At 66.9% G+C, this 22,396-nt stretch carries 20 protein-coding genes and 6 tRNA genes; 10 read left to right on the plus strand and 16 right to left on the minus strand.

The features are described 5' to 3' along the window. The first annotated feature begins 126 nt into the window (after positions 1-126). Entirely contained in the window at positions 127-1,032 is a 906-nt protein-coding gene (locus PotMrB4_RS16035; protein ID WP_142008577.1) for a hydroxymethylglutaryl-CoA lyase, read from the plus strand. A gap of 76 nt (positions 1,033-1,108) precedes the next feature. Here the strand turns inward: PotMrB4_RS16035 and PotMrB4_RS16040 are convergent, their stop codons facing one another. Further along, complete coding sequence (locus PotMrB4_RS16040) at positions 1,109-1,435, minus strand: YegP family protein (protein ID WP_044399664.1); 327 nt, start codon at positions 1,433-1,435, stop codon at positions 1,109-1,111. A gap of 267 nt (positions 1,436-1,702) precedes the next feature. On the opposite strand from PotMrB4_RS16040, the gene PotMrB4_RS16045 reads away from it, so the two are divergent. The 4 genes from PotMrB4_RS16045 to PotMrB4_RS16060 all read left to right on the plus strand — a co-directional run bounded on the left by PotMrB4_RS16045 (position 1,703) and on the right by PotMrB4_RS16060 (position 5,480). Continuing rightward, positions 1,703-3,076: a substrate-binding domain-containing protein gene (locus PotMrB4_RS16045; protein WP_172433901.1), complete on the plus strand. Its 1,374-nt coding sequence runs from the start codon at positions 1,703-1,705 to the stop codon at positions 3,074-3,076. Between the two features lie 101 nt (positions 3,077-3,177). Next, positions 3,178-4,182: a TerC family protein gene (locus PotMrB4_RS16050; RefSeq protein ID WP_172433902.1), complete on the plus strand. Its 1,005-nt coding sequence runs from the start codon at positions 3,178-3,180 to the stop codon at positions 4,180-4,182. Beyond that, positions 4,179-4,382: a hypothetical protein gene (locus PotMrB4_RS16055; protein ID WP_172433903.1), complete on the plus strand. Its 204-nt coding sequence runs from the start codon at positions 4,179-4,181 to the stop codon at positions 4,380-4,382. The genes PotMrB4_RS16050 and PotMrB4_RS16055 overlap by 4 nt, the downstream gene beginning before the upstream one ends. A 69-nt stretch (positions 4,383-4,451) precedes the next feature. Beyond that, positions 4,452-5,480, plus strand: coding sequence for a MerR family transcriptional regulator (locus tag PotMrB4_RS16060; protein WP_172433904.1), 1,029 nt, complete (start codon positions 4,452-4,454; stop codon positions 5,478-5,480). Between the two features lie 73 nt (positions 5,481-5,553). Here the strand turns inward: PotMrB4_RS16060 and PotMrB4_RS16065 are convergent, their stop codons facing one another. Then, positions 5,554-6,783, minus strand: a complete 1,230-nt coding sequence (locus tag PotMrB4_RS16065) for an acyl-CoA dehydrogenase (RefSeq protein ID WP_044399671.1) — start codon at positions 6,781-6,783, stop codon at positions 5,554-5,556. A 160-nt stretch (positions 6,784-6,943) separates the two neighbouring features. On the opposite strand from PotMrB4_RS16065, the gene PotMrB4_RS16070 reads away from it, so the two are divergent. Continuing rightward, entirely contained in the window at positions 6,944-7,864 is a 921-nt protein-coding gene (locus tag PotMrB4_RS16070) for a LysR family transcriptional regulator (RefSeq protein ID WP_044399673.1), read from the plus strand. Here the strand turns inward: PotMrB4_RS16070 and PotMrB4_RS16075 are convergent, their stop codons facing one another. The 6 genes from PotMrB4_RS16075 to PotMrB4_RS16100 all read right to left on the minus strand — a co-directional run bounded on the left by PotMrB4_RS16075 (position 7,865) and on the right by PotMrB4_RS16100 (position 15,465). After that, complete coding sequence (locus PotMrB4_RS16075) at positions 7,865-10,945, minus strand: efflux RND transporter permease subunit (protein WP_172433905.1); 3,081 nt, start codon at positions 10,943-10,945, stop codon at positions 7,865-7,867. Continuing rightward, entirely contained in the window at positions 10,942-11,961 is a 1,020-nt protein-coding gene (locus PotMrB4_RS16080) for an efflux RND transporter periplasmic adaptor subunit (RefSeq protein ID WP_172433906.1), read from the minus strand. The genes PotMrB4_RS16075 and PotMrB4_RS16080 overlap by 4 nt, the downstream gene beginning before the upstream one ends. 294 nt (positions 11,962-12,255) lie before the next feature. Continuing rightward, positions 12,256-13,035: an ABC transporter permease gene (locus PotMrB4_RS16085; protein WP_044399681.1), complete on the minus strand. Its 780-nt coding sequence runs from the start codon at positions 13,033-13,035 to the stop codon at positions 12,256-12,258. Then, a complete protein-coding gene (locus PotMrB4_RS16090; protein ID WP_044399683.1) occupies positions 13,032-13,964 on the minus strand; it encodes an ABC transporter ATP-binding protein in 933 nt (310 codons plus the stop codon). Before PotMrB4_RS16090 ends, PotMrB4_RS16085 begins: the two co-directional genes overlap by 4 nt. Positions 13,965-14,053: 89 nt before the next feature. Then, entirely contained in the window at positions 14,054-14,674 is a 621-nt protein-coding gene (locus tag PotMrB4_RS16095) for a glutathione S-transferase family protein (protein ID WP_172433907.1), read from the minus strand. Between the two features lie 110 nt (positions 14,675-14,784). Next, positions 14,785-15,465 (minus strand): transglutaminase-like domain-containing protein, encoded by a 681-nt coding sequence (locus PotMrB4_RS16100; RefSeq protein ID WP_172433908.1) that lies wholly within the window; start codon positions 15,463-15,465, stop codon positions 14,785-14,787. A 149-nt stretch (positions 15,466-15,614) separates the two neighbouring features. On the opposite strand from PotMrB4_RS16100, the gene PotMrB4_RS16105 reads away from it, so the two are divergent. Together PotMrB4_RS16105 and PotMrB4_RS16110 are read left to right on the plus strand one after the other, a co-directional pair. Beyond that, positions 15,615-18,062, plus strand: coding sequence for an acyl-CoA dehydrogenase (locus PotMrB4_RS16105; RefSeq protein WP_172433909.1), 2,448 nt, complete (start codon positions 15,615-15,617; stop codon positions 18,060-18,062). 75 nt (positions 18,063-18,137) lie between these two features. Then, positions 18,138-18,548, plus strand: coding sequence for a PA2817 family protein (locus PotMrB4_RS16110; protein WP_172433910.1), 411 nt, complete (start codon positions 18,138-18,140; stop codon positions 18,546-18,548). Positions 18,549-18,667: 119 nt separating this feature from the next. Here the strand turns inward: PotMrB4_RS16110 and PotMrB4_RS16115 are convergent. From PotMrB4_RS16115 to PotMrB4_RS16140, 6 genes are all read right to left on the minus strand, one after another. Next, positions 18,668-18,743: transfer RNA gene (locus tag PotMrB4_RS16115), tRNA-Gly, on the minus strand. Positions 18,744-18,758: 15 nt separating this feature from the next. Further along, a tRNA-Glu gene (locus PotMrB4_RS16120) sits at positions 18,759-18,834 on the minus strand. A gap of 31 nt (positions 18,835-18,865) precedes the next feature. Beyond that, positions 18,866-18,941 (minus strand) — tRNA-Gly (locus tag PotMrB4_RS16125). Between the two features lie 15 nt (positions 18,942-18,956). After that, positions 18,957-19,032, minus strand: a tRNA-Glu gene (locus tag PotMrB4_RS16130). Between the two features lie 34 nt (positions 19,033-19,066). Beyond that, positions 19,067-19,142 (minus strand) — tRNA-Gly (locus PotMrB4_RS16135). A 15-nt stretch (positions 19,143-19,157) separates the two neighbouring features. Beyond that, a tRNA-Glu gene (locus PotMrB4_RS16140) sits at positions 19,158-19,233 on the minus strand. Positions 19,234-19,468: 235 nt separating this feature from the next. Here PotMrB4_RS16140 and PotMrB4_RS16145 point away from each other — a divergent pair. Beyond that, a complete protein-coding gene (locus tag PotMrB4_RS16145; RefSeq protein WP_044399696.1) occupies positions 19,469-20,236 on the plus strand; it encodes a hypothetical protein in 768 nt (255 codons plus the stop codon). Positions 20,237-20,272: 36 nt separating this feature from the next. After that, positions 20,273-20,935: a glutathione S-transferase family protein gene (locus PotMrB4_RS16150; RefSeq protein WP_172433911.1), complete on the plus strand. Its 663-nt coding sequence runs from the start codon at positions 20,273-20,275 to the stop codon at positions 20,933-20,935. Positions 20,936-20,982: 47 nt separating this feature from the next. Here the strand turns inward: PotMrB4_RS16150 and PotMrB4_RS16155 are convergent, their stop codons facing one another. Next, complete coding sequence (locus PotMrB4_RS16155) at positions 20,983-21,465, minus strand: GAF domain-containing protein (RefSeq protein ID WP_074973904.1); 483 nt, start codon at positions 21,463-21,465, stop codon at positions 20,983-20,985. Further along, the gene (locus PotMrB4_RS16160; protein ID WP_044399705.1) at positions 21,465-22,352 is read right to left on the minus strand and encodes an ATP-binding protein; all 888 of its coding nucleotides are present in this window, start codon (positions 22,350-22,352) and stop codon (positions 21,465-21,467) included. Before PotMrB4_RS16160 ends, PotMrB4_RS16155 begins: the two co-directional genes overlap by 1 nt. Positions 22,353-22,396: the final 44 nt, after the last annotated feature.

Genomic DNA, 22,396 nt, shown 5'->3' on the forward strand with positions numbered 1-22,396 from the left:
CCGGTGGACATGAAAAGCGATGCCCACCCTGCGCAGAAACAACCCGCAGGATGGGTCGGACGGCGTTCCGCGAGCGAAGCGAAACCCATCGGGCACCGAACGCCGATGAATGAGAGAGATGACGCAATGACGATCCCCAAGAAGGTACGCCTGGTCGAAGTCGGCCCCCGTGACGGCCTGCAGAACGAGAAGCAGCCCATCAGCGTCGCCGACAAGGTGCGCCTGGTGGACGACCTCACCGCCGCCGGCCTCGGCTATGTGGAGGTGGGCAGCTTCGTATCACCCAAGTGGGTGCCGCAGATGGCCGGCTCCGCCGAGGTGTTCGCGCAGATCCAGCGCAAGCCGGGCGTCACCTACGCCGCCCTGGCACCGAACATGAAGGGCTTCGAAGCCGCCCTGGAGGCCGGGGTGAAGGAGGTGGCGGTGTTCGCTGCCGCGTCCGAGGCCTTCTCGCAGAAGAACATCAACTGCTCCATCGCCGAGAGCCTGGCGCGCTTCGTGCCGGTGGTGGAAGCCGCCCGCGCCCAGGGCGTCAGCGTGCGTGGCTATGTGTCCTGTGTGCTGGGCTGCCCCTACGAGGGTGAAGTGGCCGCCGAGCAGGTGGCAGCGGTGGCCGCCGAGCTGCATGCCATGGGCTGCTACGAGGTCTCCCTGGGCGACACCATCGGCACCGGCAACGCCGGCAGCACCCGCCGGATGTTCGAGGTGGTCGGGGCGCGCATCCCCCGGGAGCAACTGGCCGGCCACTTCCACGACACCTACGGCCAGGCCGTGGCGAACATCTACGCCAGCCTGCTGGAAGGCATCAGCGTGTTCGACAGCTCGGTCGCCGGGCTCGGCGGCTGCCCCTACGCCAAGGGCGCCACCGGCAACGTCGCCACCGAGGATGTGCTCTACCTGATGAACGGCCTGGGCATCGAGACCGGTATCGACCTCGACCGGCTCGCCGCGGCCGGGCAACGCATCTGCGCCGTGCTGGGCAAGGACAACGGCTCGCGGGTGGCCCGCGCCCTCCTCGCCCGCAACGCCTGATCCCCGGCAAGCGCCGGGCATGAAAAAGCCCGCGCATCCTCACGGATGCGCGGGCTTCTTCATTTCACCCGGCGCGTCAGGCTTCTTCGAGGTGCGGGGTGACGCCCACGCGCATGATAGCCTCGATGGCTTCTTCGCGGGTCGGCTCGGAGTCGTACAGGTGGCTCTCGAGGATCACCTCGCCGGCGGCCTTGAGACGGAAGTAGTTCTTGCCGCCCGAGGACATGCGACGCTCGAAGCGATCACTGTTGACGCAATGGGTGCGGAACAGCGCGATGGCTTTCTCGGCGCTGTCCCGGCAGGGGTAGCGCCCGCTCTCCACCATCACCTGGGCCTCCCGTGTCTTCAGGCGAAAACGGTATTCGCCACTGCCGTATTTCTTCAGCTCGAAAAAGCCTGGCATGTCTCTCACTCCTTGCAGCTTCATTGCCCCCGCGGGGCGACCTTGCTCGCCCCGGCGGGGCCTGGGCGAACGAAACGCGCACCATACCGGCGCCCCCGGGGCCCGTATGCCGGGGGAACCTGCACCCGGGGTAGGCGCCGGACGGGTGGGCCGGGCGAAACGTCCTAGGCCTTCGAAGAGGCCCACGCCAGAGCCGCTCTGTCACATCACCGTCACCTCGCTGACTTAATCTCGCGGCTCCTCCCGCCCAATAGAAGGCACCGCTGCATGACGCGCGACGTCACCGAACGAGAAATCTGGAGCCGTACCCTCAGCCTGTTGCTGCTCGGCTTCGTCTGCTACGCCCTGCCCTGGTCGGTGTTCGCCGCCCTGCCCATCCCGGCCGACCGCTCCCCGGCGCTGCGCATCCAGGGCTCCAACACCATTGGCGCCAAGCTGGGGCCGGCCCTGGTGCGCGGCCTGATGGAGGAAGAAGGCCTGGGCAACATCCGCCAGGAAGCCGGCAGCCAGGAGAACGAAGTGCAACTGATCGGCCGCGCCCCGAGCGGGCGCGAGGTGCGGATCAACGTGGCCGCCCACGGTTCGGGCACCGGCTTCGTCGCCCTCAAGGATGGCAGCGCCGACCTGGCCGCCTCCTCCCGCCCGATCAAGGACGCCGAAGCGGCAGACCTGAAGACCTTCGGCGACCTACGCAGCCAGTACAGCGAGAACGTCATCGCCATCGACGGCCTGGCGATCATCCTGCACCCGTCCAATCCGCTGGCGAAGCTGGACACCACCCAGTTGGCCCGCGTCTTCGCCGGCGAGGTGAAGACCTGGGAAGAGCTCGGCGGCAAGGGCGGCGCGATCCACCTCTACGCCCGCGACGACAAGTCCGGCACCTTCGACACCTTCAAGGAACTGGTGCTGGCCAGCCACGGCAAGGCCCTGGCCGCCGGCGCCAACCGCTTCGAATCCAATGACCGCCTGGCCGAGGCGGTGGCCGCCGACCCGCAGGGCATCGGCTTCGTCGGGCTGGCGTCGGTGGGCAAGGCGCACACCCTGGCGATCGCCGACGGCGACTCCCAGGCCATGGCACCGTCCACCACCCTGATCGCCACCGAGGACTACCCCCTCTCCCGCCGGCTGTTCTTCTATGTGAAGCCCGGCGAGAAGAACGCCTGGGCACAGGCGCTGGTGCGCTTCGCCCAGGGCCCGCGCGGCCAGGCCCTCGTCGCCCAGACCGGGTTCGTCGCGCAGACCGTGCAGGCGGTGAAGGTGACGCCCCAGTCCGGCATGCCCGAGGCCTATCGCCAACTGGCCGGGGAGGCGCAGCGCCTGTCGGTGAACTTCCGCTTCCAGGAGGGCAGCGCCAACCTCGACAACAAGGCACTGCGTGACGTGGAGCGGGTGCTGGCCTACCTGAAGGACAGCGGCAAGCTGGCCAACCAGGTGGTGCTGGTGGGCTTCGGCGACGCCAAGCCGGACCCGAGCCGCGCAGCCCTGCTCTCCAAGCTGCGCGCCATGGCGGTGCGCCGCGAGCTGGCCAAGGGCGGCGTGAGCTTCCGGGACATCGTCGGCCTTGGTGACGAACTGCCGGTGGCGGCAGACAGCGACGAAGGCCGCATCCGCAACCGTCGCGTCGAAGTCTGGGTCTACTGACGCGCTGTTTTACCGCACCTCCGCCCCTTGCCCGGGTCCATAGTTATCCGTGCACAGTGCACCACGCGCTGTGCGTCGATTGCCCGGGACAAGGAGTACCGATGGAGGCCCTGCACGCATTCCTGTTCGCCGACTTCCTCGGCACCGCCACCTGGCTGTGGCTGAGCTTCCTGCTGGTCGTGGTGGCGCTGCTGGCGTTCGACCTGGGTGTGCTGCATCGCCACGAACGTGAGATCGGCGTGCGCGAAAGCCTGCTGCTCTACAGCGGCTACTTCACCGCCGGGGTGGCCTTCGGCGGCTGGGTCTGGTGGGAGCTGGGGGCGCAGCAGGCGCTGGAGTTCTACACCGGCTTCCTGGTGGAACAGTCGCTGTCGATGGACAACGTGTTCGTCATGGCGATGATCTTCGGCTTCTTCGCCGTGCCCCGGCTCTACCAGCACCGCGTGCTGTTCTGGGGGATTCTCGGGGTGATCGTGCTGCGGGCGCTGATGATCGGTGTCGGCGCGGCGCTGGTGCAGCGCTTCGACTGGATGCTCTACCTGTTCGGCGGCTTCCTGCTGCTCACCGGCGTGAAGATGCTGTTCAGCCGCGACCAGGGCGAACGCGACCTGTCGCGCAACCCGGTGCTGCGTTTCCTGCGGGGGCACCTGCGCCTGACCGAGGGCCTGCACGGCAAGCGCTTCTTCGTCCGGCTGCCCACCGCCAGTGGCGGCACCCTGCTGCATGCCACGCCGCTGTTCCTGACCCTGGTGCTGATCGAGCTGGCCGACCTGGTGTTCGCGGTGGACAGCGTCCCGGCGATCTTCGCCATCACCCAGGACCCGTTCATCGTCTACACCTCCAACATCTTCGCCATCCTCGGCCTGCGCTCGCTGTACTTCGCCCTGGCAGCACTCATCCACCGCTTCGTCTACCTCAAGTACGCCCTGGCCCTGGTGCTGATCTTCATCGGCGGCAAGATTTTCCTGCAGAGCTTCATCGGCAAGATTCCCGCCCTGGTTTCCCTTGGCGTAACCTGTGGCCTGCTGGCCGGTGGCGTGCTGATCTCGCTGATCCGCACGCGCAAGCCGCAGCCGGTCCATCAGGAGGAGCGCGGGCAGCGATGAAGGACGTGCGGATCGATGTACTCGAACAACGGGGTCGGGTGATCTGGCAGGTGCGCATGGGCGCGCGGGCGGTGAGCTTCCACGAAGAACTGGCCGCCCGCACCTTCGCCGCCCAGCTGCACCAGCGCCTGGAATGGCTGCGCGCACAGCGCGAGGCCGCCAGCAACCCCTCGGAACCCTCCCAGCCCCACCAGGATTGACCCACCCCGTTGACCCTCACGCCACGTCAGGCCCGAAGATGCCAGCCGGCACGCGAGGAGACCCAGGACATGCCCTTGAAAGTCGGTGAACTGGCCAGGCGCTGCGGCCTGACCGTGCGCACCCTGCACCACTACGACCAGATCGGCCTGCTGCGGCCCTCCGCGCGCTCGGACTCCGGTTACCGCCTCTACGACCGCACCGACATCGCCCGCCTCCACCGAATCCAGGTCCTGCGCAAGCTGGGCCTGTCCCTGGCGGCCATCGGCGACTGGCTGGACGGCCCGCCCGTGGCGCTGCCTCCGCTGATCGAGCAGCAGATCCACCAGCTCGACCGGGAGATCGCTCACCGGCAGCGACTGCGCGAGCGCCTGGCCAGCCTCGGCCAGCAACTGCGCAGCGGCGAGGAACCGGAGCTCGCCGAATGGCTGACGACCCTGGAGCTGATGAACATGTACGACACCTATTTCACCCCCGAGGAACTGCAGGGGCTGCGCCTGCACGCCGACGAACAGCGCCAGCGCGAATGGGCCGACCTGGTCGGCCAGGTGAAGGCGCTGATGGCGGCCGGCGTGCCGCCCCAGGCCGAGGCGGCGCAGGCCCTCTCACGAACCTGGATGCGCATGCTGGAGGACGACACCGGCGGCAATCCGGTGCTGTTCGCCAAGCTCAACGGCATGCACGAGGCGGAGCCGGCGCTGCGTGCGCAGACCGGAATCACGCCGGAGACCATGGCCTACGTGGTCCAGGCCTTCAGCGAGACCAAGCTGGCGATCTACCAGCGCTACCTGACGCCCGAGGAATTCGCCTTCCTCAAGGCCCACTACGGCACGCGCATGCACGAGTGGCCGCCGCTGATCGCCGAGGTGCACCAGCAGATGGAATCCGGCGCCCCGCCGTCCGATCCGGCCACCCTGGCCCTCGCCCGCCGCTGGCTGGAGCTGTTCCGCTCCTATGCCGGTGACGACCCGGTGACCCAGCAGAAGATCCGCGAGGCGCTGGTGCGCGAGCCGGAACTGCGCCAGGGCTCCTGGGCCAGCGATGCGCTGCTGGACTACCTGCGCCAGGCCATGGGCCACCTGTTGGCCGCGCGCCGCTGAGGCCAGCTGCCCCCTGAAGCGCGCGAGGCCCGCACGGTTTCCCGTGCGGGCCTCGCTGTTGCTGCGCGGGCGATCAGTGGCCGCTGCGCATCATCTCGCGCGGTACGTACTTGCCGATCTCGTACTTGCCGATGGCGGCACGGTGCACTTCGTCCGGGCCGTCGGCCAGGCGCAGGGTGCGCTGCATGGCGTACATGTAGGCCAGCGGGAAGTCGTTGGAGACGCCGGCGCCGCCGTGGATCTGGATGGCGCGGTCGATCACCCGCAGGGCGACGTTGGGCGCCACGACCTTGATCTGGGCGATCTCACTCTTGGCCACCTTGTTGCCGGCGGTGTCCATCATGTAGGCCGCCTTCAGGGTCAGCAGCCGGGCCATGTCGATCTCCATCCGCGAGTCGGCGATCTTGTCGATGTTGCCGCCCAGGCGGGCCAGGGGCTTGCCGAAGGCGGTGCGGCTGACGGCGCGCTTGCACATCAGCTCAAGAGCGCGTTCGGCCATGCCGATAGAGCGCATGCAGTGGTGGATGCGGCCTGGGCCGAGGCGACCCTGGGCGATCTCGAAGCCACGGCCTTCGCCCAGCAGCACGTTCTCGTAGGGCACGCGGACGTTCTCGAACAGCACCTCGGCGTGGCCGTGGGGGGCGTCGTCATACCCGAACACCGGCAGCGGGCGGAGGATCTTCACGCCGGGGGCATCGGTGGGCACGAGGATCATGGAGTGCTGCTGGTGGCGCGGCGCATCCGGGTTGCTCAGGCCCATGAAGATCATCACCTTGCAGCGCGGGTCGCAGGCGCCGGAGGTCCACCACTTGCGGCCGTTGATGACCCACTCGTCACCCTGGCGCTCGGCGCGGGCTTCCATGTTGGTGGCATCGGACGAGGCCACGCCCGGCTCGGTCATGGCGAAGGCGGAGCGGATCTCGCCACGCAGCAGCGGCTCCAGCCACTGCTTCTTCTGCGCTTCGTTGCCGTAGCGCACCAGCACTTCCATGTTGCCGGTGTCCGGCGCGGAGCAGTTGAACGGCTCCGGGCCCAGCAGCGAGCGGCCCATGATCTCGGCCAGGGGCGCGTATTCCATGTTGGTCAGGCCGGCACCGTATTCGGACTCGGGCAGGAACAGGTTCCACAGGCCTTCGGCCTTCGCCTTGGCCTTGAGCTCTTCCATGATCGCGGTGGGCTGCCAGCGGTCCCCTTCGGCGACCTGCTTCTCGAACACCGGCTCGGCGGGATAGACGTAGGTGTCCATGAACGCGGTGACGCGCTCACGCAGTTCCTGGACCTTGGGCGAATAGGCGAAATCCATGCGGCGTACCTTCTGAGGAGGGTGAGGAATGACCGGAAGGGTCTGGCAAGAATGCTAGAACAGGGATTAAGATTTACCCAGCCTATTATCGATATGCATGAACATTCATAAGCGATATGGTGCATCCCTCGACAAGAACAATCCAAGGAGCACGTGCGGCATGAACCTCAACAAGGTGGACCTGAATCTGTTCATCGTCTTCGACGCCATCTACACCGAGGCCAACCTGACCCGTGCCGGGCAGATCGTCGGCATCACCCAGCCTGCCGTGTCCAACGCCCTCGCCCGCCTGCGCGAGACCTTCAACGATCCGCTGTTCGTCCGCACCGCCCAGGGCATGGTGCCCACGCCGATGGCGCAGAACATCATCGGCCCGGTGCGCAACGCCCTGCAGCTGCTTCGGGTCTCGGTACAGGAAAGCCGCACCTTCAACCCGCTGCAGGCCAACAAGACCTACCGCATCAGCATGACCGACCTCAGCGAGGCGGTGATCCTGCCGCTGCTGTTCCAGCGCCTGCGCCGCCTGGCGCCCCAGGTGCAGGTGGAAAGCTTCCTCGCCAAGCGCCGCGAGACCACCAAGGAGCTGGCCGCCGGGCGCCTGGACTTCGCCGTCGACGCGCCGCTGAACACCGACCCGCAGGTGCGCCACGTGAAGCTGATGGACGACCGCTACGTGTGCGCCATGCGCCGTGGCCACCCGCTGGCCAAGGAGCGCATCAGCCTGGACGAGTACCTCTCGCTGTCGCACATCCACATCTCCAGCCGCCGCAACGGCCTGGGCTACGTGGACCTGGCCCTGGGCAAGATGGGTATCCAGCGCAAGGTCGCGCTGCGTTCGCAGCACTACATGATGGCTTCCACCGTGCTGCAGAGCACCGACATGGCGATGACCGTGCCGGAGCGCTTCGCCCGCCGCCACGACCTGCACTTCGTCGACCTGCCGGTGAACGACGTGCCCGCCCTGGAGACCCACCTCTACTGGCACGAAAGCACCGACCAGGATCCCGCCAACCGCTGGATGCGCGAGCAGATCATCGAGATCTGCCAGCAGGTCACCCAGCAGGAGCGCGTGCGGGCCTGATCAGGCCCCCAGCGCCTCCCCCGCCTCCCGCTCCGCCAGCGGCCGGATCGGCCGCCACTGGCGCAGCTTGCGGTACAGCGTGGGCACCACGAACAGCGTGAAGAACGTGCCCACCAGCAGCCCCCCGACGATGACCATGCCGATCTGCCGGCGGCTCTCCGCCCCGGCGCCGGTGGCGATGGCCAGCGGCAGGGAGCCCAGCACCATGGCGCCGGTGGTCATCAGGATCGGCCGCAGCCGCTGCACGGCCGCCTCCATGACCGACTCATCCAAACCGCGACCCTCGCGCAGCTGCTGGTTGGCGAACTCGACGATGAGAATGCCGTGCTTGGTGATCAACCCGATGAGGGTGACCATCCCCACTTGGGAATAGATGTTCAGGGTGCCGCCGAACAGCTCCAGCGCCAGCAGCGCGCCGGCCATGGAGAGCGGCACGCTGAAGAGGATCACCAGCGGATCGACGAAGCTCTCGAACTGCGCCGCCAGCACCAGGTAGATGAACACCAGCGCCAGCGCGAAGGTCAGCGCCACGCCCGCGCCGGAAGCCTTGAAGTCACGGGAGATGCCGGTGTAGTCGAACTGGGTCTCGGCGGGCATCACCTCGCGGGCCACCGTCTCCAGGTAGTCCAGCGCCTCGCCCAGGGTGTAGCCGGAGCCGACGTTGGCGCTGAGGGTCACCGCGCGCAGCTGGTTGAAGTGGTTCAGCTCCCGGGGGGCGACGGTTTCCTCCACCTCGATCAGGTTGGAGAGCTGCACCATGCTGCCGTCGCGCCCGCGCACGTAGACCCGGTTGAGGTCGTCCGGGTTGCTGCGGTCGACGTCCGCCAGTTGCACCAGCACGTCGTACTGCTCGCCGTTCTGCTTGAAGCGGGTCACCTGGCGGCTGCCGAACAGGCTTTCCAGGCTGCGGCCGATGGTGGCGACGTCGGTGCCCACGGCGGTGGCCTGCTCGCGGTTCACCGTGACCTTGAGTTGCGGGGTGTTGAGCTTGAGGTCGGTGTCGATGCTTTCCAGCCCCGGGTAGTCGCGCACCCGCTGCAGCAACTGGTCCACGTACTGCTGCAGCTCGGCGTACTCCAGGGACGAGCGGATGACGAAGTTCACCGGCTGGTTGCGCGCGCTCTGCCCCAGCGGCGGGCGGTTCACCGGGAAGGCCCGCACACCGGGGATGTCCTGCAGCTTGGGCAGCAAGGCGTCGCGGATCTCGAACTGGCTGCGGCTGCGCGCGCTCCAGTCCTCCAGCTTGAGGAAGGAAAGCCCCTGGGCCACGGTGGGGAAGCCCACTACCACCATGTAGCGGTTGGCCTCGGGGACGCTGCGGTAGGCCTCCTCCAGTTGCCGGGCATAGCGCGCGGTGTACTGCAGGGTGGCGCCATCCGGGCCGTTGAGGGTGCTGACGATGGTGCCGGTGTCTTCGGTGGGCGCCAGTTCGCTGCGCAGGCCGCTGAACATCCACAGGCACAGCAGCAGCACGCCGACGAGGAACAGCGCGATCAGCACCCAGGCGCGCAGCACCCGCTCCAGCAGGTGCCGGTAGCTGTAGGTCAGCCCGTTGAGGAAGCCTTCGATCAGGTTGTACAGGCGGCCATGACGCGGCTCCGCCCGGTGCGGCCTGAGCAGTTGGGCACACATCATCGGTGACAGGGTGAGGGCGACGAAGCCGGAGACCAGCACCGCGCCGGCCAGGGTCCAGGAGAACTCGGTGAAGAGCTTGCCCGAGGTGCCCTGCATGAAGCCGATGGGTGCGTAGACCGCCGCCAGGGTCAGGGTCATGGCAATCACCGCGAAGGCGATCTCGCGGCTGCCCTTGAACGCCGCCTGCACCGGTGACAGGCCCGCCTCGATATGGCGGTGGATGTTCTCCAGCACCACGATGGCGTCGTCCACCACCAGGCCGATGGCCAGCACCATGGCCAGCAGGGTCAGGGTGTTGATGGAGAAGCCCATCAGCGCCATCAGGGCGAAGGCGCCGATCAGCGACACCGGGATGGTCACCAGCGGGATCAGCGTCGCCCGCAGGGAGCGCAGGAACAGGAAGATGATCAGCACCACCAGCACCACCGCCTCCCAGATGGTGGTGTAGACGTTGGCGATGGATTCGCGGATGAACAGCGAGTTGTCGTTGGCGATGGCCATCTCCATGCCGTCCGGCAGTAGGCTGCGCACGTCGGGCAAGGCGGCGTTGAGGCCGTCGGAGATGTCCAACGGATTGGCAGTGGCCTGCTTGACCAGCCCCAGTGAAACCGCCTGGCGCCCGTTGAAGCGCACCAGGGAGCGCTCGTCGGCCGCGCCGATCTCGGCATGGCCGACGTCGGACAGGCGCAGCAGGTAGCCGCGGCGGTCGTCGATGATCAGGTCGTTGAACTGCTCGGGGGTCTTCAGGTCGGTTTCCGCCAGCACGCTGAATTCGCGCTGCACCGACTCGATGCGCCCGGCGGGGATCTCCACGTTCTGCCGGCGCAGGGCGGCCTCCACGTCCTGCACGGTGAGGTCGTGGGCGGCGAGCTTCTCCGGGTCGAGCCAGATGCGCATGGCGTAGGTGCGCGCGCCGCGGATCTGCACCTCGGAGACGCCGGGGATGGTCTGCAGGCGGTCCTGCACCACCCGCTCCAGCACGTCGGTGATCGCCATGGCGCTGTGCTGGTCGCTGTAGAAGGCCAGCCAGACCACCGGCTGGGCATCGGCCTCGACCTTCTGCACCACCGGCTCGTCGATCTCGTCCGGCAACAGGCCGCGCACCCGCCCGAGGCGGTCGCGCACGTCGTTGGCCGCCTCGTTGGCGTTGCTGCCGAGGCGGAACTGCGCGGTGATCTGGGTGTTTTCCGAGCGGCTGATGGAGGACACGAAGTCCAGCCCCTGGATGCCCGACAGCACATCCTCGATGGGCTGCGCCACCTGGGACTCCATGATTTCAGGGCTGGCGCCGGGGTAGATGACGTTGACCGTGACCACCGGCACGTCGATGTTCGGGTACTCGCGCACGGTCAGCCGCTGGTAGGCCATCAGCCCCAGCAGGACCACCACCAGGGACAGCACGGTGGCGAACACCGGCCGGCGGATGCACAGGTCGGAGAGGGTCATGACTCGCCCCGCGCGACGGTGCGGACCTCCTGCCCCGGCGCGGCCTTCTGCCAACCGGCGGTGATCACCTGCTCGTCACCGGCGAGGCCTTCCACCACCTCGGCACGCCCGCGCTGGCGCTGGCCGATGCGCACCGGCAGGCGCGCCACCTTGCCGTCCACCACCACGGCGACATACAGCTGGCGCCCCACCGGGATCACCGCTTCCTCGGGAATCAGCAGCGCATCCGGGCGCTCGGCGAGGATCACCGAGACCTTCACGAACTGGCCCGGCTTGAGGCGCCGGTCGGCATTGGCGATCTCGGCCCGGATCGCCTGGCTGCGCCCCACCTCGTCCAGGCGCGGGTTGAGGGCGGCGATGCGCCCCTGGAAGCGCTCCCCCGGGTAGGCGTCCACGCTGATCTCCACGGTCTGCCCCAGTTGCACCTGGGCCACCGCCTTCTGCGGGATGCGGAAATCCACCTTGAGCGGGTCGAGCACTTCGAGGTTGACGATGTCCTGGCCGGCGCTGAGGTAGTCGCCGGGGCTGACCTGGCGCAGGCCGAGCACGCCATCGTAGGGCGCGCGGAGCTGGGTCTTATCGAGGCGGGCCTGGGCCAGCGCCAGGCTGGCGCGGGCGGCCTGCTGTTGCGACAGCGCCTCGTCCTGGGCCTGGGCGTTGCTGGCGCCGCGCTTGTAGAGCATCTGGGCGCGCTGGTAGCTCTTCTCCGCCAGGTCGAGGTTGGCCCGCGCCTGGTCCAGCTCGGCACGGGCGATGGCATCGTCCAGGCTGACCAGCAGGTCGCCGGCCTTGACCGCCTCCCCCTCGCGGAAATGCAGGCGGGCCAGGCGCCCGTCCACTTCGGGGCGCAGGGTCACCGATTCGTCGGAGCGCAGGGACCCGAAGGTCACCAGCTCGTCCCGGACCAGGGCACGCTGGGGCTCGGCCACTTCGACCAGTGGCGGGTTGGCAGCGAACGCTGGACAGGTGAGCAACCCCAACAGCAGCAGGGGCCAGGTGCGGCGACGAACAATCATCTACAGCCTCTTTTCGAGTCGTTTTTGTCGAAAATGAAAAAGTCTACCGGGAGTATCGGCGGAGTTTTGTCAGAGGCACGTAAAGATGCAGGCAGTCTGTGACGGTTTGTATCGGGAGGGATGCATTTCGGAGGCGGGCCAGACGGCGTGGGAGCGGTTCAACCGCGATACCCCGCAAGGGGCCTTTTTCGCGAATGAATTCGCTCCCACGACACAGGCGTCCAGCACCAGCCACCGTTCGCGAGCAGCGCTCGCGCCTAGGGCTGGAGCGCCCTCGCCTCTATCAGCAATGCCTTACTGGCGCATGCCGCGTCCGCTCACCAGCAGGCGCACGCAGACGATGTAGAGCACCAGGGTGGTCAGCAGCATCAGCGCGATGGCCACGCCGATGTTGATGTCGGATACGCCGAGGATGCCGTAGCGGAAGGCGTTGACCATGTGCAGGATCGGGTTGATCAGCGAGACCTTCTGCCAGAACGCCGGCAGCAGGCTGATGGAGTAGAACACCCCGCCCAGGTAGGTCAGCGGCGTCAGCACGAAGGTCGGGACGATGGAGATGTCGTCGAAGTTGCGCGCGTACACCGCGTTGATGAAGCCGCCCAGGGAGAAGATGGTCGCCGTCAGCAACACCACGATGACGGTGACGCCCAGGTGATGCACCTGCAGGTGGGTGAAGAACAGCGACAGCAGGGTGACGATCACCCCCACCGCCAGGCCGCGCAGCACGCCGCCGATGGTGTAGCCGAGGAGGATGGTGTGGGGCGACACCGGCGAGACCAGCAGCTCCTCGATGGAGCGCTGGAACTTGCTGCCGAAGAAGCTGGATACCACGTTGCTGTAGGAGTTGGTGATCACCGACATCATGATCAGCCCCGGCACGATGTACTCCATGTAAGTGAAGCCGCCCATGTCGCCGATCTGCCGGCCGATCAGGTTGCCGAAGATGATGAAGTACAGCGCCATGGTGATGCCCGGGGGCAGCAGGGTCTGCGGCCAGATGCGGGTGAAGCGGCGGACTTCGCGATAGACGATGGTGTTGAGGGCGACCAGGTTGGCGCGCAGTTCCGAACTCATATGGCCACCTTCGACAGGTTCTTCTCGACCAGGGACACGAACAGCTCCTCCAGGCGGTTGGTCTTGTTGCGCAGGCTCAGCACCTCGATGCCGACGGCGGAGAGCTGGCGGAACAGCTCGGTGATGCCCTGGCTCTTCTCCACCTGCACTTCCAGGGTGTGGTCATCCACCAGGCGCACCGGGTAGCCGACCAGGGCCGGCGCCGTGGCGAGGGTGTCCTTGAGGTCGAGCAGGAAGGTCTCGACGTGCAGCGTCTTCAGCAGCGCCTTCATGCTGGTGTTCTCGACGATGGTGCCGTGGTCGATGATGCCGATGTGGCGGCAGAGCTGCTCCGCCTCCTCCAGGTAGTGGGTGGTGAGGATGATGGTGATGCCCTGGGCGTTGAGGTCGGTGAGGAAGCTCCACATGGACCGGCGCAGCTCGATGTCGACGCCGGCGGTGGGCTCGTCGAGGATCAGCAGGCGCGGCTGGTGCACCAGGGCGCGGGCGATCATCAGGCGGCGCTTCATGCCGCCGGACAGTTCGCGCGAGGCGGCGTTGCGCTTCTCCCACAGGCCCAGCTGGGTCAGGTACTGCTCGGCGCGCTCCTTGGCGATCTTCGCCGGGATGCCGTAGTAGCCGGCCTGGGTCACGACGATGTCGAAGACCTTCTCGAACTGGTTGAAGTTGAACTCCTGGGGCACCACGCCCAGGCAGCGCTTGAGGGCGTAGGGGTTCTTGTCCAGGTCGTTGCCGAACACGCTCACCGTGCCGCTGGTCTTGTTCACCAGGGTGGAGAGGATGCCGATGGTGGTGGACTTGCCGGCCCCGTTGGGGCCCAGCAGGGCGAAGAAATCGCCTTCGGCCACTTCCAGGTCGATGCCCTTGAGGGCCTGGAAGCCGTTGCCATAGGTCTTGGTCAGCTGCCGGATGGACAGTGCGGAAGTCATGGAGGGAACGTGCCTTCAGTCAGGAATGTGCAAAGACGCTGCGCCAGGCGGCAAGGCCCGGCGCAGCGCTCGGTGGGGTGAGCCTAGCATCAGGTCAGTGGGGTCATCACCGCACGGCGGTAGGCCGGACGCGCCTTGAGCCGCTCGTACCAGGCCGCCAGCGCGGGCTGCGGCGGCCGCTCGATGGGCATCTCGAACCAGGCGTAGATGAAGCAGCCCAGGGGGATGTCGCCCATCGCCAGGGTTTCGCCGGAGAGGTACGGCTGTTTCGCCAGGGCCTGCTCGGGCAGGGCCAGCAGCTCGCTGCAACGCGCCAGGGCCGCTGCGATGCGCGCGGGGTCGCGCTCGCCCGGCGGGGTACGCAGCGTGCCCCAGAACAGGTCGCGGAATACCGGCGCCAGGGTGGTGCTGGTCCAGTCCATCCACTTGTCCCCAACGGCGCGGACGGCCGGGTCTTCGGGGTAGAGGGTGCCGGCTGCGTAGCGCGCGGCCAAGTAGCGGACGACGGCGTTGGACTCCCAGAGCACCAGGTCGCCGTCTTCGATCATCGGGACCAGGCCGTTGGGGTTCATCGCCCGGTAGGCCGGCTCGTTGACCAGGCCGAACGCGCCCCCGGCGTCGATGGACTCGTAGGCCACACCGACCTCTTCGGCGGCCCAGAGGGCTTTTCTCACGTTGGAGGAGTTCTTCCGGCCCCAGATCTTCAACATGTCGCGGCTCCAGCTATTTGGCAGGGCGACATTCTAGAGGCATTGCCCGGGCAGGTGACCAGGCATTTGCATTGATAACGTTTATCGACCTGAGCGAGGTGGCGCGGCCTTCAGGGCTCGGCATCCAGCACGCCGGGTGTCGCGGCCTCGGCCTGGAGATCGCCGCTCATGAAGGCGGCGCCCGGCTCGAACAGGTGCGGATAGACCTGCTGCAGATGGCCGAAGAACAGGGCCTCCGGCAGGTCGTCGAACTGGCCGTGGTCGGCGAGGTACTCCATATAGCGCTCGCCCTGGCGGTTGAACGGGTGGAAGACGCTGTCGTGCACCCCATCAAACGCCAGCGGCTCCACGCCGAAGACCCGGCACAGCGCCAGGTTGAACGCCGGCGTCGCCTTCACCCAGCGGCCGTCCAGGTGCAGTTCGGTGTAGCCATGCATGGCGAACACTTCGCTTCGGAGCAGTTGCAGCAGGCGCGGCGTGGCCAGGTGGTTGCGCACGTCCGCCAGGCCGATGCGGGCCGGGATGCCGCAGACCCGCGCACACGCGGCCAGGAGGATGGCCTTGGGCACGCAGTAGGACGCCCCCGCCGTCAAGGCATGGCTGGCCTTGAGCGTCTCCGGGTCACGGCTGAAGGTGTAGGGGTTGTAGCGGATGCCGTCGCGCACGGCGTGGTACAGGCTGACCGCCTGGTCACGCGGGTGCGGGCTTTCGCCGCGATTGCGCAAAGCGAACTCAACCACCAGGGGGTGGTCACTATCAACGAAGCGACCGGATCGTAGGCTGGACTGCATGGCGTTGCTCCCGTGGGGACAGGCCCCAGTCTAGAAGCAGGCGACACCCTGCCGGCACGACGATCCGGCCAAGCTGAACGCCCCTGTCGCCGTCCTGGCGACACCCTGACCCGTGACGGCGGCCGCGTCGTCCTCAAGGAGGATCAAGCATGGTGTTTCTCTGGTTGCTCGTTCTGGTACTGGGGGTCGCCTGGCTGGCGCACCGCCGCACCGCTCCCCTGCCCGCCCTCGGAGCGGTCGCCCTGTACCTGCTGGCCATGGGGGTGTTCAGCCACTCGCCCGGCTGGCTGCTGGCGATCCTCTGGATTCTCTGGCTCGCGGTGGCCCTGCCCCTGGCCCTGCCGGACATGCGCCGCAAGCTGATCACCGCCCCGCTGTTCGCGTGGTTCCAGCGCGTGCTGCCGCCCATGTCGGAGACCGAGCGCGACGCCATCGAAGCCGGCACCGTGTGGTGGGATGGCGAGCTGTTCAGCGGTCGCCCGAACTGGAACACGCTGCTCGACTACCCGCGCCCGGCGCTCACCGCCGAGGAGCAGGCCTTCATCGACGGCCCCACTGAAGAGCTGTGCGCCATGGTCAGCGACTGGGACATCGGCCAGCGCATGGACCTGCCCCCGGAAGCCTGGGCGCACATCAAGGCCCACGGCTTCTTCGGCCTGATCATTCCCAAGGAATACGGCGGCAAGGGCTTCTCCGCCTATGCCCACTCCCAGGTCGCCATGAAGCTGGCCACCCGCAGCGGCGACCTCGCCTCCACGGTGATGGTGCCCAATTCCCTCGGCCCCGCCGAACTGCTGCTGCACTACGGCACCGACGAGCAGCGCCAGCACTACCTGCCGCGCCTGGCCACCGGCGAGGAAATCCCCTGCTTCGCCCTCACCGGCCCGCTGGCCGGCTCCGATGCCGGGGCAATGCCCGACACCGGCATCATCTGCAAGGGCCAGTGGAACGGCGAGGAAGTGATCGGCCTGCGCCTGACCTGGGAGAAGCGCTACATCACCCTCGGCCCGGTCGCCACCCTGCTCGGCCTGGCCTTCAAGGCCTACGACCCGGACCACCTGCTGGGCGACGAGGAAGACCTGGGCATCAGCCTGGCCCTGATCCCCACCGACACCCCCGGGGTGAACATCGGCCGCCGCCACCTGCCCCTGGGCGCTGCCTTCATGAACGGCCCCAACTCCGGCAAGGACGTGTTCGTCCCGCTGGACTACCTGATCGGCGGCCAGCCCATGCTCGGCAAGGGCTGGATGATGCTGATGAACTGCCTCTCCGTCGGCCGCTCCATCTCGCTGCCGGCAGTGGGCACCGGCGCCGCCAAGTACACCAGCCTGGTGACCGGCCAGTACACCCGTGTGCGTGAGCAGTTCAACGTGCCGCTGTCGGCCTTCGAAGGCATCCAGGAAGCCATGGCCCGCATCGGCGGCAACGCCTGGCTGATGGACGCCGCGCGCATGCTCACCGCCAACGCGGTGGACCTGGGCGAGAAGCCCTCGGTGCTCTCGGCCATCCTCAAGTACCACCTGACCGAACGGGGCCGCGAGTGCATCGGCCACGCCATGGACGTGCACGGCGGCAAGGGCATCATCATGGGCCCGAACAACTACCTGGGCCGCTCCTGGCAGGGCGCGCCGATCTTCATCACCGTGGAAGGCGCCAACATCCTCTCGCGCAACCTGATGATCTTTGGCCAGGGCGCCATCCGCTGCCATCCGTTCGTGCTCAAGGAGATGGCCCTGGCCGCCCGCGAGGACCGCGAGCGTGCGCTGGAGGAGTTCGACGACCTGCTGCTGCGCCATGTCGGCTTCGCCGTGAGCAACGCCGCCAGCACCCTGCTGCTGGGCCTGGGCGCAGGGCGTCTCAGCCCTGCGCCGGGGGATGCCCTGGCCCAGGGCTATTTCCGCAGCCTCGACCGGCTCGCCGCAGCCTTCGCCGTGCTCGCCGACCTGAGCATGATGCTGCTGGGGGGCGAGCTGAAGCGCCGCGAGCGCCTGTCCGCCCGCCTGGGTGATGTGCTCAGCCACCTCTACCTGGCCTCTGCCGCGCTCAAGCGCTACCACGACCTGGACCACCCGGAGCACCTGCGACCGCTGGTGCGCTGGTCCCTGGAGGAATCCCTGGGCAAGGCCGAGGATGCCCTGGCGGGCCTGCTCGCCAACTTCCCCAGCCGCATCCTCGGCTGCCTGTTGCAGGTGCTGGTGTTCCCGCTTGGCCGTCGCCACAAGGGTCCGTCGGATGCGCTGGATGCCGAAGTGGCCGAAATCCTCGGTCGCGACCGGGGCGACCCGGCGCTGGAAAGCGTGCTGGTCGGCTGCTTCCGGCCTTCCGCCGAGGGCGATCCAGTAGCGGCCCTGCAGCGCGCCGTGGACGCGCTCGCCGACGTCCAGCCGCTGCAGCGGGAGCTGCACAAGGCGTTGAAGGATGGACGCGTCAAGCCGACGGCCGGCGAGCACCCGGTGGACGCCGCCCTGGCTGCCGGCGTGCTGGACGCCGAGGCGGCCCAGCGCCTGCGCGCCGCCGAGGCCGCGCGGCGTGTGGTGATCGACGTGGATGACTTCGACAAGGAGAAGCTGCTGCCAACGGCAGGCAAGGTGCGCTGAGCCCCGGCGGGACAGCGGGCGCGGAGGGCCTTATACTCCGCGCCCGTTCATTGATTCGTTCCAGGATGTACCGCCATGTCCAACCCCTACCTCGACCATCACCTCGCCCTGCTCCACCACCTGCGCGGCATCCTGGTCGCCCTGGGCGAGGCCGAGCAGGTTCCCGAAGAGAACCATGCCCTGTTCGTCGAGCGCTTCGACGAGCTGATCACCGAACTGCCCCGCGACCCGGAAGGCAGCCAGTACCTGGGCCAGGACCTGATCAGCCAGGTCTTCCACCGCTACCCGCAGATCGCCCATCTGGTGCCGCGCGACCTGCTGTGGTTCTTCGGCGGCGACTGCCTGCATTTCATGCCGGATGAAGAGATCGCCCTGTTCCAGCGCCTTGACGAGCGCCGCTTCGAGGCGGAAGAGAACAACGAACCGTTCGACTGGAACCAGGAAAAACAGCTGCTCGCCCTGGGCGACGACGCCAGCAAGCACTGAACGATGACCACTGGCCGCCCTTCGGGGCGGTCGGTGGAATCAGCAAGGCAGGTGAAGAGGCAGGGACTTTTCACGGCACGAACAAAAACGCCGCTCAATGAGCGGCGTTCTTGTTTATCTGGAGCGGGAAACGAGACTCGAACTCGCGACCCCGACCTTGGCAAGGTCGTGCTCTACCAACTGAGCTATTCCCGCATGCAACCGTGAAACTGGCGTCCCCTAGGGGACTCGAACCCCTGTTACCGCCGTGAAAGGGCGGTGTCCTAGGCCACTAGACGAAGGGGACAAACAACGCTTTTCAAGCACTGCTTGAACACTGGAGCGGGAAACGAGACTCGAACTCGCGACCCCGACCTTGGCAAGGTCGTGCTCTACCAACTGAGCTATTCCCGCATGCAACCGTAAAACTGGCGTCCCCTAGGGGACTCGAACCCCTGTTACCGCCGTGAAAGGGCGGTGTCCTAGGCCACTAGACGAAGGGGACAAACAACGCTTTATCAAGCACTGCCTGAACAAACTGGAGCGGGAAACGAGACTCGAACTCGCGACCCCGACCTTGGCAAGGTCGTGCTCTACCAACTGAGCTATTCCCGCAATACAACCGAAAATTGGCGTCCCCTAGGGGACTCGAACCCCTGTTACCGCCGTGAAAGGGCGGTGTCCTAGGCCACTAGACGAAGGGGACGCGGCCCGGAACTTACAACAGCTTTGACGCTTTCTTCCGGCTTCTTTCGCTTTGCCTTTCGGGCATCGCGTCGAAGTGGCGCGCATTCTAGGGAGCCATTCGACAGCCGTCAACCCTCTATCAAAAACTTTTCAAAATCAAAGACTTCAGGCCAAAACATGACGCAGAGCTATGAGGGGACAAGCCAAGCCACTACACTCCGGCGAAACGCTCAATCCACGGGAGCTGTAAGAAGATGTCCCCACTCCTGATCACCCTGGTGGTAATAGCCGGCATCGTTCTGCTGCTGGTCATCGGCTATGCCAACCATGTGGTGGAAAACAGCAAGCTGGAGAAGGCCCGCCAGCGCGCCGACCTCCAGGACCGCTTGCGCCGCTGCGCCGACCTGTCCGAATCCCTGCCCGGCCAGTTCATGACGCCCGAGCTGAAGCTCACCCTCACCCGCCTGCAATTGCTGTTCTGCGAACGCCTCCTGCCCCTGGATAAAGGCAATGCACAACTGAAGGTGCAGATAGAAGAGCTGCGCGGCCTGGTGAACCTGGGCGAAGGCATGCCGATTCGCAATGCGCCGATCAAGGTGCTCAACGAAGCCCAGGCCAAGGAAGTGCGCTTCCAGCTGGAGTCCCTGCACGGCCAGCTCACCCGCTCGGCGAAGGACGGCTACCTGCCGGTGGCCGATGCCAAGCGCTGGGTCAACGACATCCGCGGCATGCTGGTGCAGCTGCACATCGAGTTCTTCACCAATATCGGCGCCCAGGCCCTGCATGACGGCCAGCCGCGCCAGGCCCGCCTGGCCTTCGAGCGCGGCGTGCAGTACCTGCAGAAGCAGCCCGATCCGGCCCGCTACAAGACCCAGCTGCAGGCCCTGCAAGCGCAGCTGGCCCGTGCCGATGCCCTCTCCCTCGACAAGAAGCCTGCCCCCGAAGAGCCGAGCGAACTCACCGCCGGCCTCGACCAGCTGGACGACGAGGACATGTGGAAGAAGAAGAACATCTACGACTGATCCGCACCCCGCCCTGCTCAGACGAGGACAACAACGATGAGCATCACCCTGTACGGCGCGCCCCTGTCCCCTTTCGTGCGCAAGGTTCGCCTGTGCCTGCTGGAGAAGGCGCTGGACTACCAGCTGGAGATCATCACCCCGTTCGGCCAACCGGCCTGGTACCGGGAACTGAACCCGCTGGGCCGCATTCCCGCGCTGCGTGATGGCGACTTCACCCTCGCCGACTCCAGCGTGATCGGCCAGTACCTGGAAGAGAAACATCCGGAGCTTATGCCGCTGTATGGCACCGATGCGCAGCAGCGCGCGCGCATCCGCTGGCTGGAGAAGTACGCCGACTACGAGCTCGCCCCGCTCACCACCTTCACGGTGTTCCGCAACCGGGTACTCAAGCCCACCATGGGCAAACCGTCGGACGAGGAAGCGATAAAAGCAGCGCTTCTGGACAAGCTGCCGCCGCACTTCGACTACCTGGAAAAAACCCTGGGCAACGCGGACTACTTCGTTGGCGAAGGCCCGACCATGGCGGACCTGGCCCTGTGCTGCCAGTTGATCAACATGGAACACGGCGGTGAAACCATCGACGCCAGCCGCTGGCCGGCGCTGGCCGCCCACTACCAGCGCGTCCGTGCCCGGGAGTCGGTCCAGGCCGTGCTGCCGGGTGAGCAACGCATGATCGACAAGCTCTCCGGCAAGGCCTGATCCCAGCCCCACCGATCCCGGCACCGCCATGGTGCCGGGATATTCCCTCAGCAGTCGGTCAACCGCAGGAAGATCGACGCCAGGTTCTCGATGCCCGCCTGGTCCGCCTCGCTGAAACGCCCGACGCTCGGGCTGTCCAGATCCAGCACCCCGATCAGCACGCCGTTCTTCACCAGCGGAACCACCAGCTCGCTGTTGGAGGCGCTGTCGCAGGCGATATGGCCGGGGAAGGCATGCACATCTTCCACACGCTGGGTCGCGCGGGTACGGGCAGCCGCCCCGCAAACGCCCTTGTCGAAGGGAATCCGTACGCAGGCGACCTTGCCCTGGAACGGCCCGAGCACCAGTTGCTCGTTCTTGTTGAGGTAGAAGCCGGCCCAGTTCAGGTCGGGCAGCTCATTGAACAGGAACGCCGCGAACTGCGAGGCGTTGGCGATGAAATCGCGCTCGTCGGCCAGCAGGGATTCCAGTTGCGCCGCCAGTAGCGCGTAGCCGTCGAGGCCGGCACCGGCGGTTTTCAGATCGATCATCAAGCAGTCTCCAGCAGCGCCCGGCCAACCCATTGGCGGGCGAATTGATAGGCACAACGGCCGTTACGGTTGCCGCGCCCGAGGGCCCAGCGGATGGCTTCCTTCTCCAGGTTTTCATCCCAGGTCCACTCCAGCCCGGCGGTCGCGGCCAGGGAGCTGATCCAGTGGCGCACCACCGCCAGGAAGTGTTCCTGGGTGAAGGGATAGAAGGAGAGCCAGAGGCCGAAGCGGTCGGACAGCGCGATCTTGTCCTCCACCGCTTCGTTGGGGTGGAGTTCGCCGTCCACCATCTTCCAGTTCTCGTTGTCGCTCTGCTTCTCCGGCACCAGGTGGCGTCGGTTGGACGTGGCATAGAGCAGCACATTGTCCGGCGCCCGCTCCAGGGAGCCATCGAGCACGCTCTTGAGCACCCGATAGTCGCCCTCGCCCGCCTCGAACGAGAGGTCGTCGCAGAACAGCACGAAGCGTTGCGGCAGCCCGGCAAGCAGCTCCACCACACGGGGCAGGTCGGCCAGGTGGTCACGTTCGATCTCCACCAGGCGCAGCCCTTCTCCGGCATGAGCGGCGAGCAGCGCCCGAACCAGCGAAGACTTGCCCGTGCCCCGCGCGCCCCACAACAGGGCATGGTTGGCCGGCAGGCCGTCGACGAACTGGCGGGTGTTGCGCGCCAGGGTGTCCCGCTGCGGGTCCACGCCGATCAGGTCGTCGAGATCCAGGTCCAGGCTCACCTCCAGCGGCTGCAGGAAGCCGCTGCGCCCGTCGCGGTGCCAGCGCGCCGCCAGGCAACGTTCCCAGTCGATGACCGGGCGCTCCGCCGGCAGCAGCGGCTCGAGGCGGGCCAGCACCGCGTCGGCGCGTTCGAGGAAGTCGAGCAATCGGGAATCCACGTTCCAACTCCTTGTAATAAGGCACAGCCGGATGGCCGAAAGGT

The organism is Metapseudomonas otitidis (assembly GCF_011397855.1).
Taxonomy (GTDB): Bacteria; Pseudomonadota; Gammaproteobacteria; order Pseudomonadales; family Pseudomonadaceae; genus Metapseudomonas; species Metapseudomonas otitidis.

Bases quoted from the DNA above. Each gene is read 5' to 3' on its own strand.
- PotMrB4_RS16045 (WP_172433901.1), top strand. From the start codon at position 1,703: ATGACGCGCGACGTCACCGAACGAGAAATCTGGAGCCGTACCCTCAGC.
- PotMrB4_RS16080 (WP_172433906.1), bottom strand. From the start codon at position 11,961: ATGATTGTTCGTCGCCGCACCTGGCCCCTGCTGCTGTTGGGGTTGCTC.
- PotMrB4_RS16090 (WP_044399683.1), bottom strand. From the start codon at position 13,964: ATGACTTCCGCACTGTCCATCCGGCAGCTGACCAAGACCTATGGCAAC.
- PotMrB4_RS16075 (WP_172433905.1), bottom strand. From the start codon at position 10,945: ATGACCCTCTCCGACCTGTGCATCCGCCGGCCGGTGTTCGCCACCGTG.
- PotMrB4_RS16050 (WP_172433902.1), top strand. From the start codon at position 3,178: ATGGAGGCCCTGCACGCATTCCTGTTCGCCGACTTCCTCGGCACCGCC.
- PotMrB4_RS16085 (WP_044399681.1), bottom strand. From the start codon at position 13,035: ATGAGTTCGGAACTGCGCGCCAACCTGGTCGCCCTCAACACCATCGTC.
- PotMrB4_RS16040 (WP_044399664.1), bottom strand. From the start codon at position 1,435: ATGCCAGGCTTTTTCGAGCTGAAGAAATACGGCAGTGGCGAATACCGT.
- PotMrB4_RS16060 (WP_172433904.1), top strand. From the start codon at position 4,452: ATGCCCTTGAAAGTCGGTGAACTGGCCAGGCGCTGCGGCCTGACCGTG.
- PotMrB4_RS16110 (WP_172433910.1), top strand. From the start codon at position 18,138: ATGTCCAACCCCTACCTCGACCATCACCTCGCCCTGCTCCACCACCTG.
- PotMrB4_RS16095 (WP_172433907.1), bottom strand. From the start codon at position 14,674: ATGTTGAAGATCTGGGGCCGGAAGAACTCCTCCAACGTGAGAAAAGCC.
- PotMrB4_RS16105 (WP_172433909.1), top strand. From the start codon at position 15,615: ATGGTGTTTCTCTGGTTGCTCGTTCTGGTACTGGGGGTCGCCTGGCTG.
- PotMrB4_RS16055 (WP_172433903.1), top strand. From the start codon at position 4,179: ATGAAGGACGTGCGGATCGATGTACTCGAACAACGGGGTCGGGTGATC.
- PotMrB4_RS16065 (WP_044399671.1), bottom strand. From the start codon at position 6,783: ATGGATTTCGCCTATTCGCCCAAGGTCCAGGAACTGCGTGAGCGCGTC.
- PotMrB4_RS16035 (WP_142008577.1), top strand. From the start codon at position 127: ATGACGATCCCCAAGAAGGTACGCCTGGTCGAAGTCGGCCCCCGTGAC.
- PotMrB4_RS16070 (WP_044399673.1), top strand. From the start codon at position 6,944: ATGAACCTCAACAAGGTGGACCTGAATCTGTTCATCGTCTTCGACGCC.
- PotMrB4_RS16150 (WP_172433911.1), top strand. From the start codon at position 20,273: ATGAGCATCACCCTGTACGGCGCGCCCCTGTCCCCTTTCGTGCGCAAG.
- PotMrB4_RS16155 (WP_074973904.1), bottom strand. From the start codon at position 21,465: ATGATCGATCTGAAAACCGCCGGTGCCGGCCTCGACGGCTACGCGCTA.
- PotMrB4_RS16145 (WP_044399696.1), top strand. From the start codon at position 19,469: ATGTCCCCACTCCTGATCACCCTGGTGGTAATAGCCGGCATCGTTCTG.
- PotMrB4_RS16100 (WP_172433908.1), bottom strand. From the start codon at position 15,465: ATGCAGTCCAGCCTACGATCCGGTCGCTTCGTTGATAGTGACCACCCC.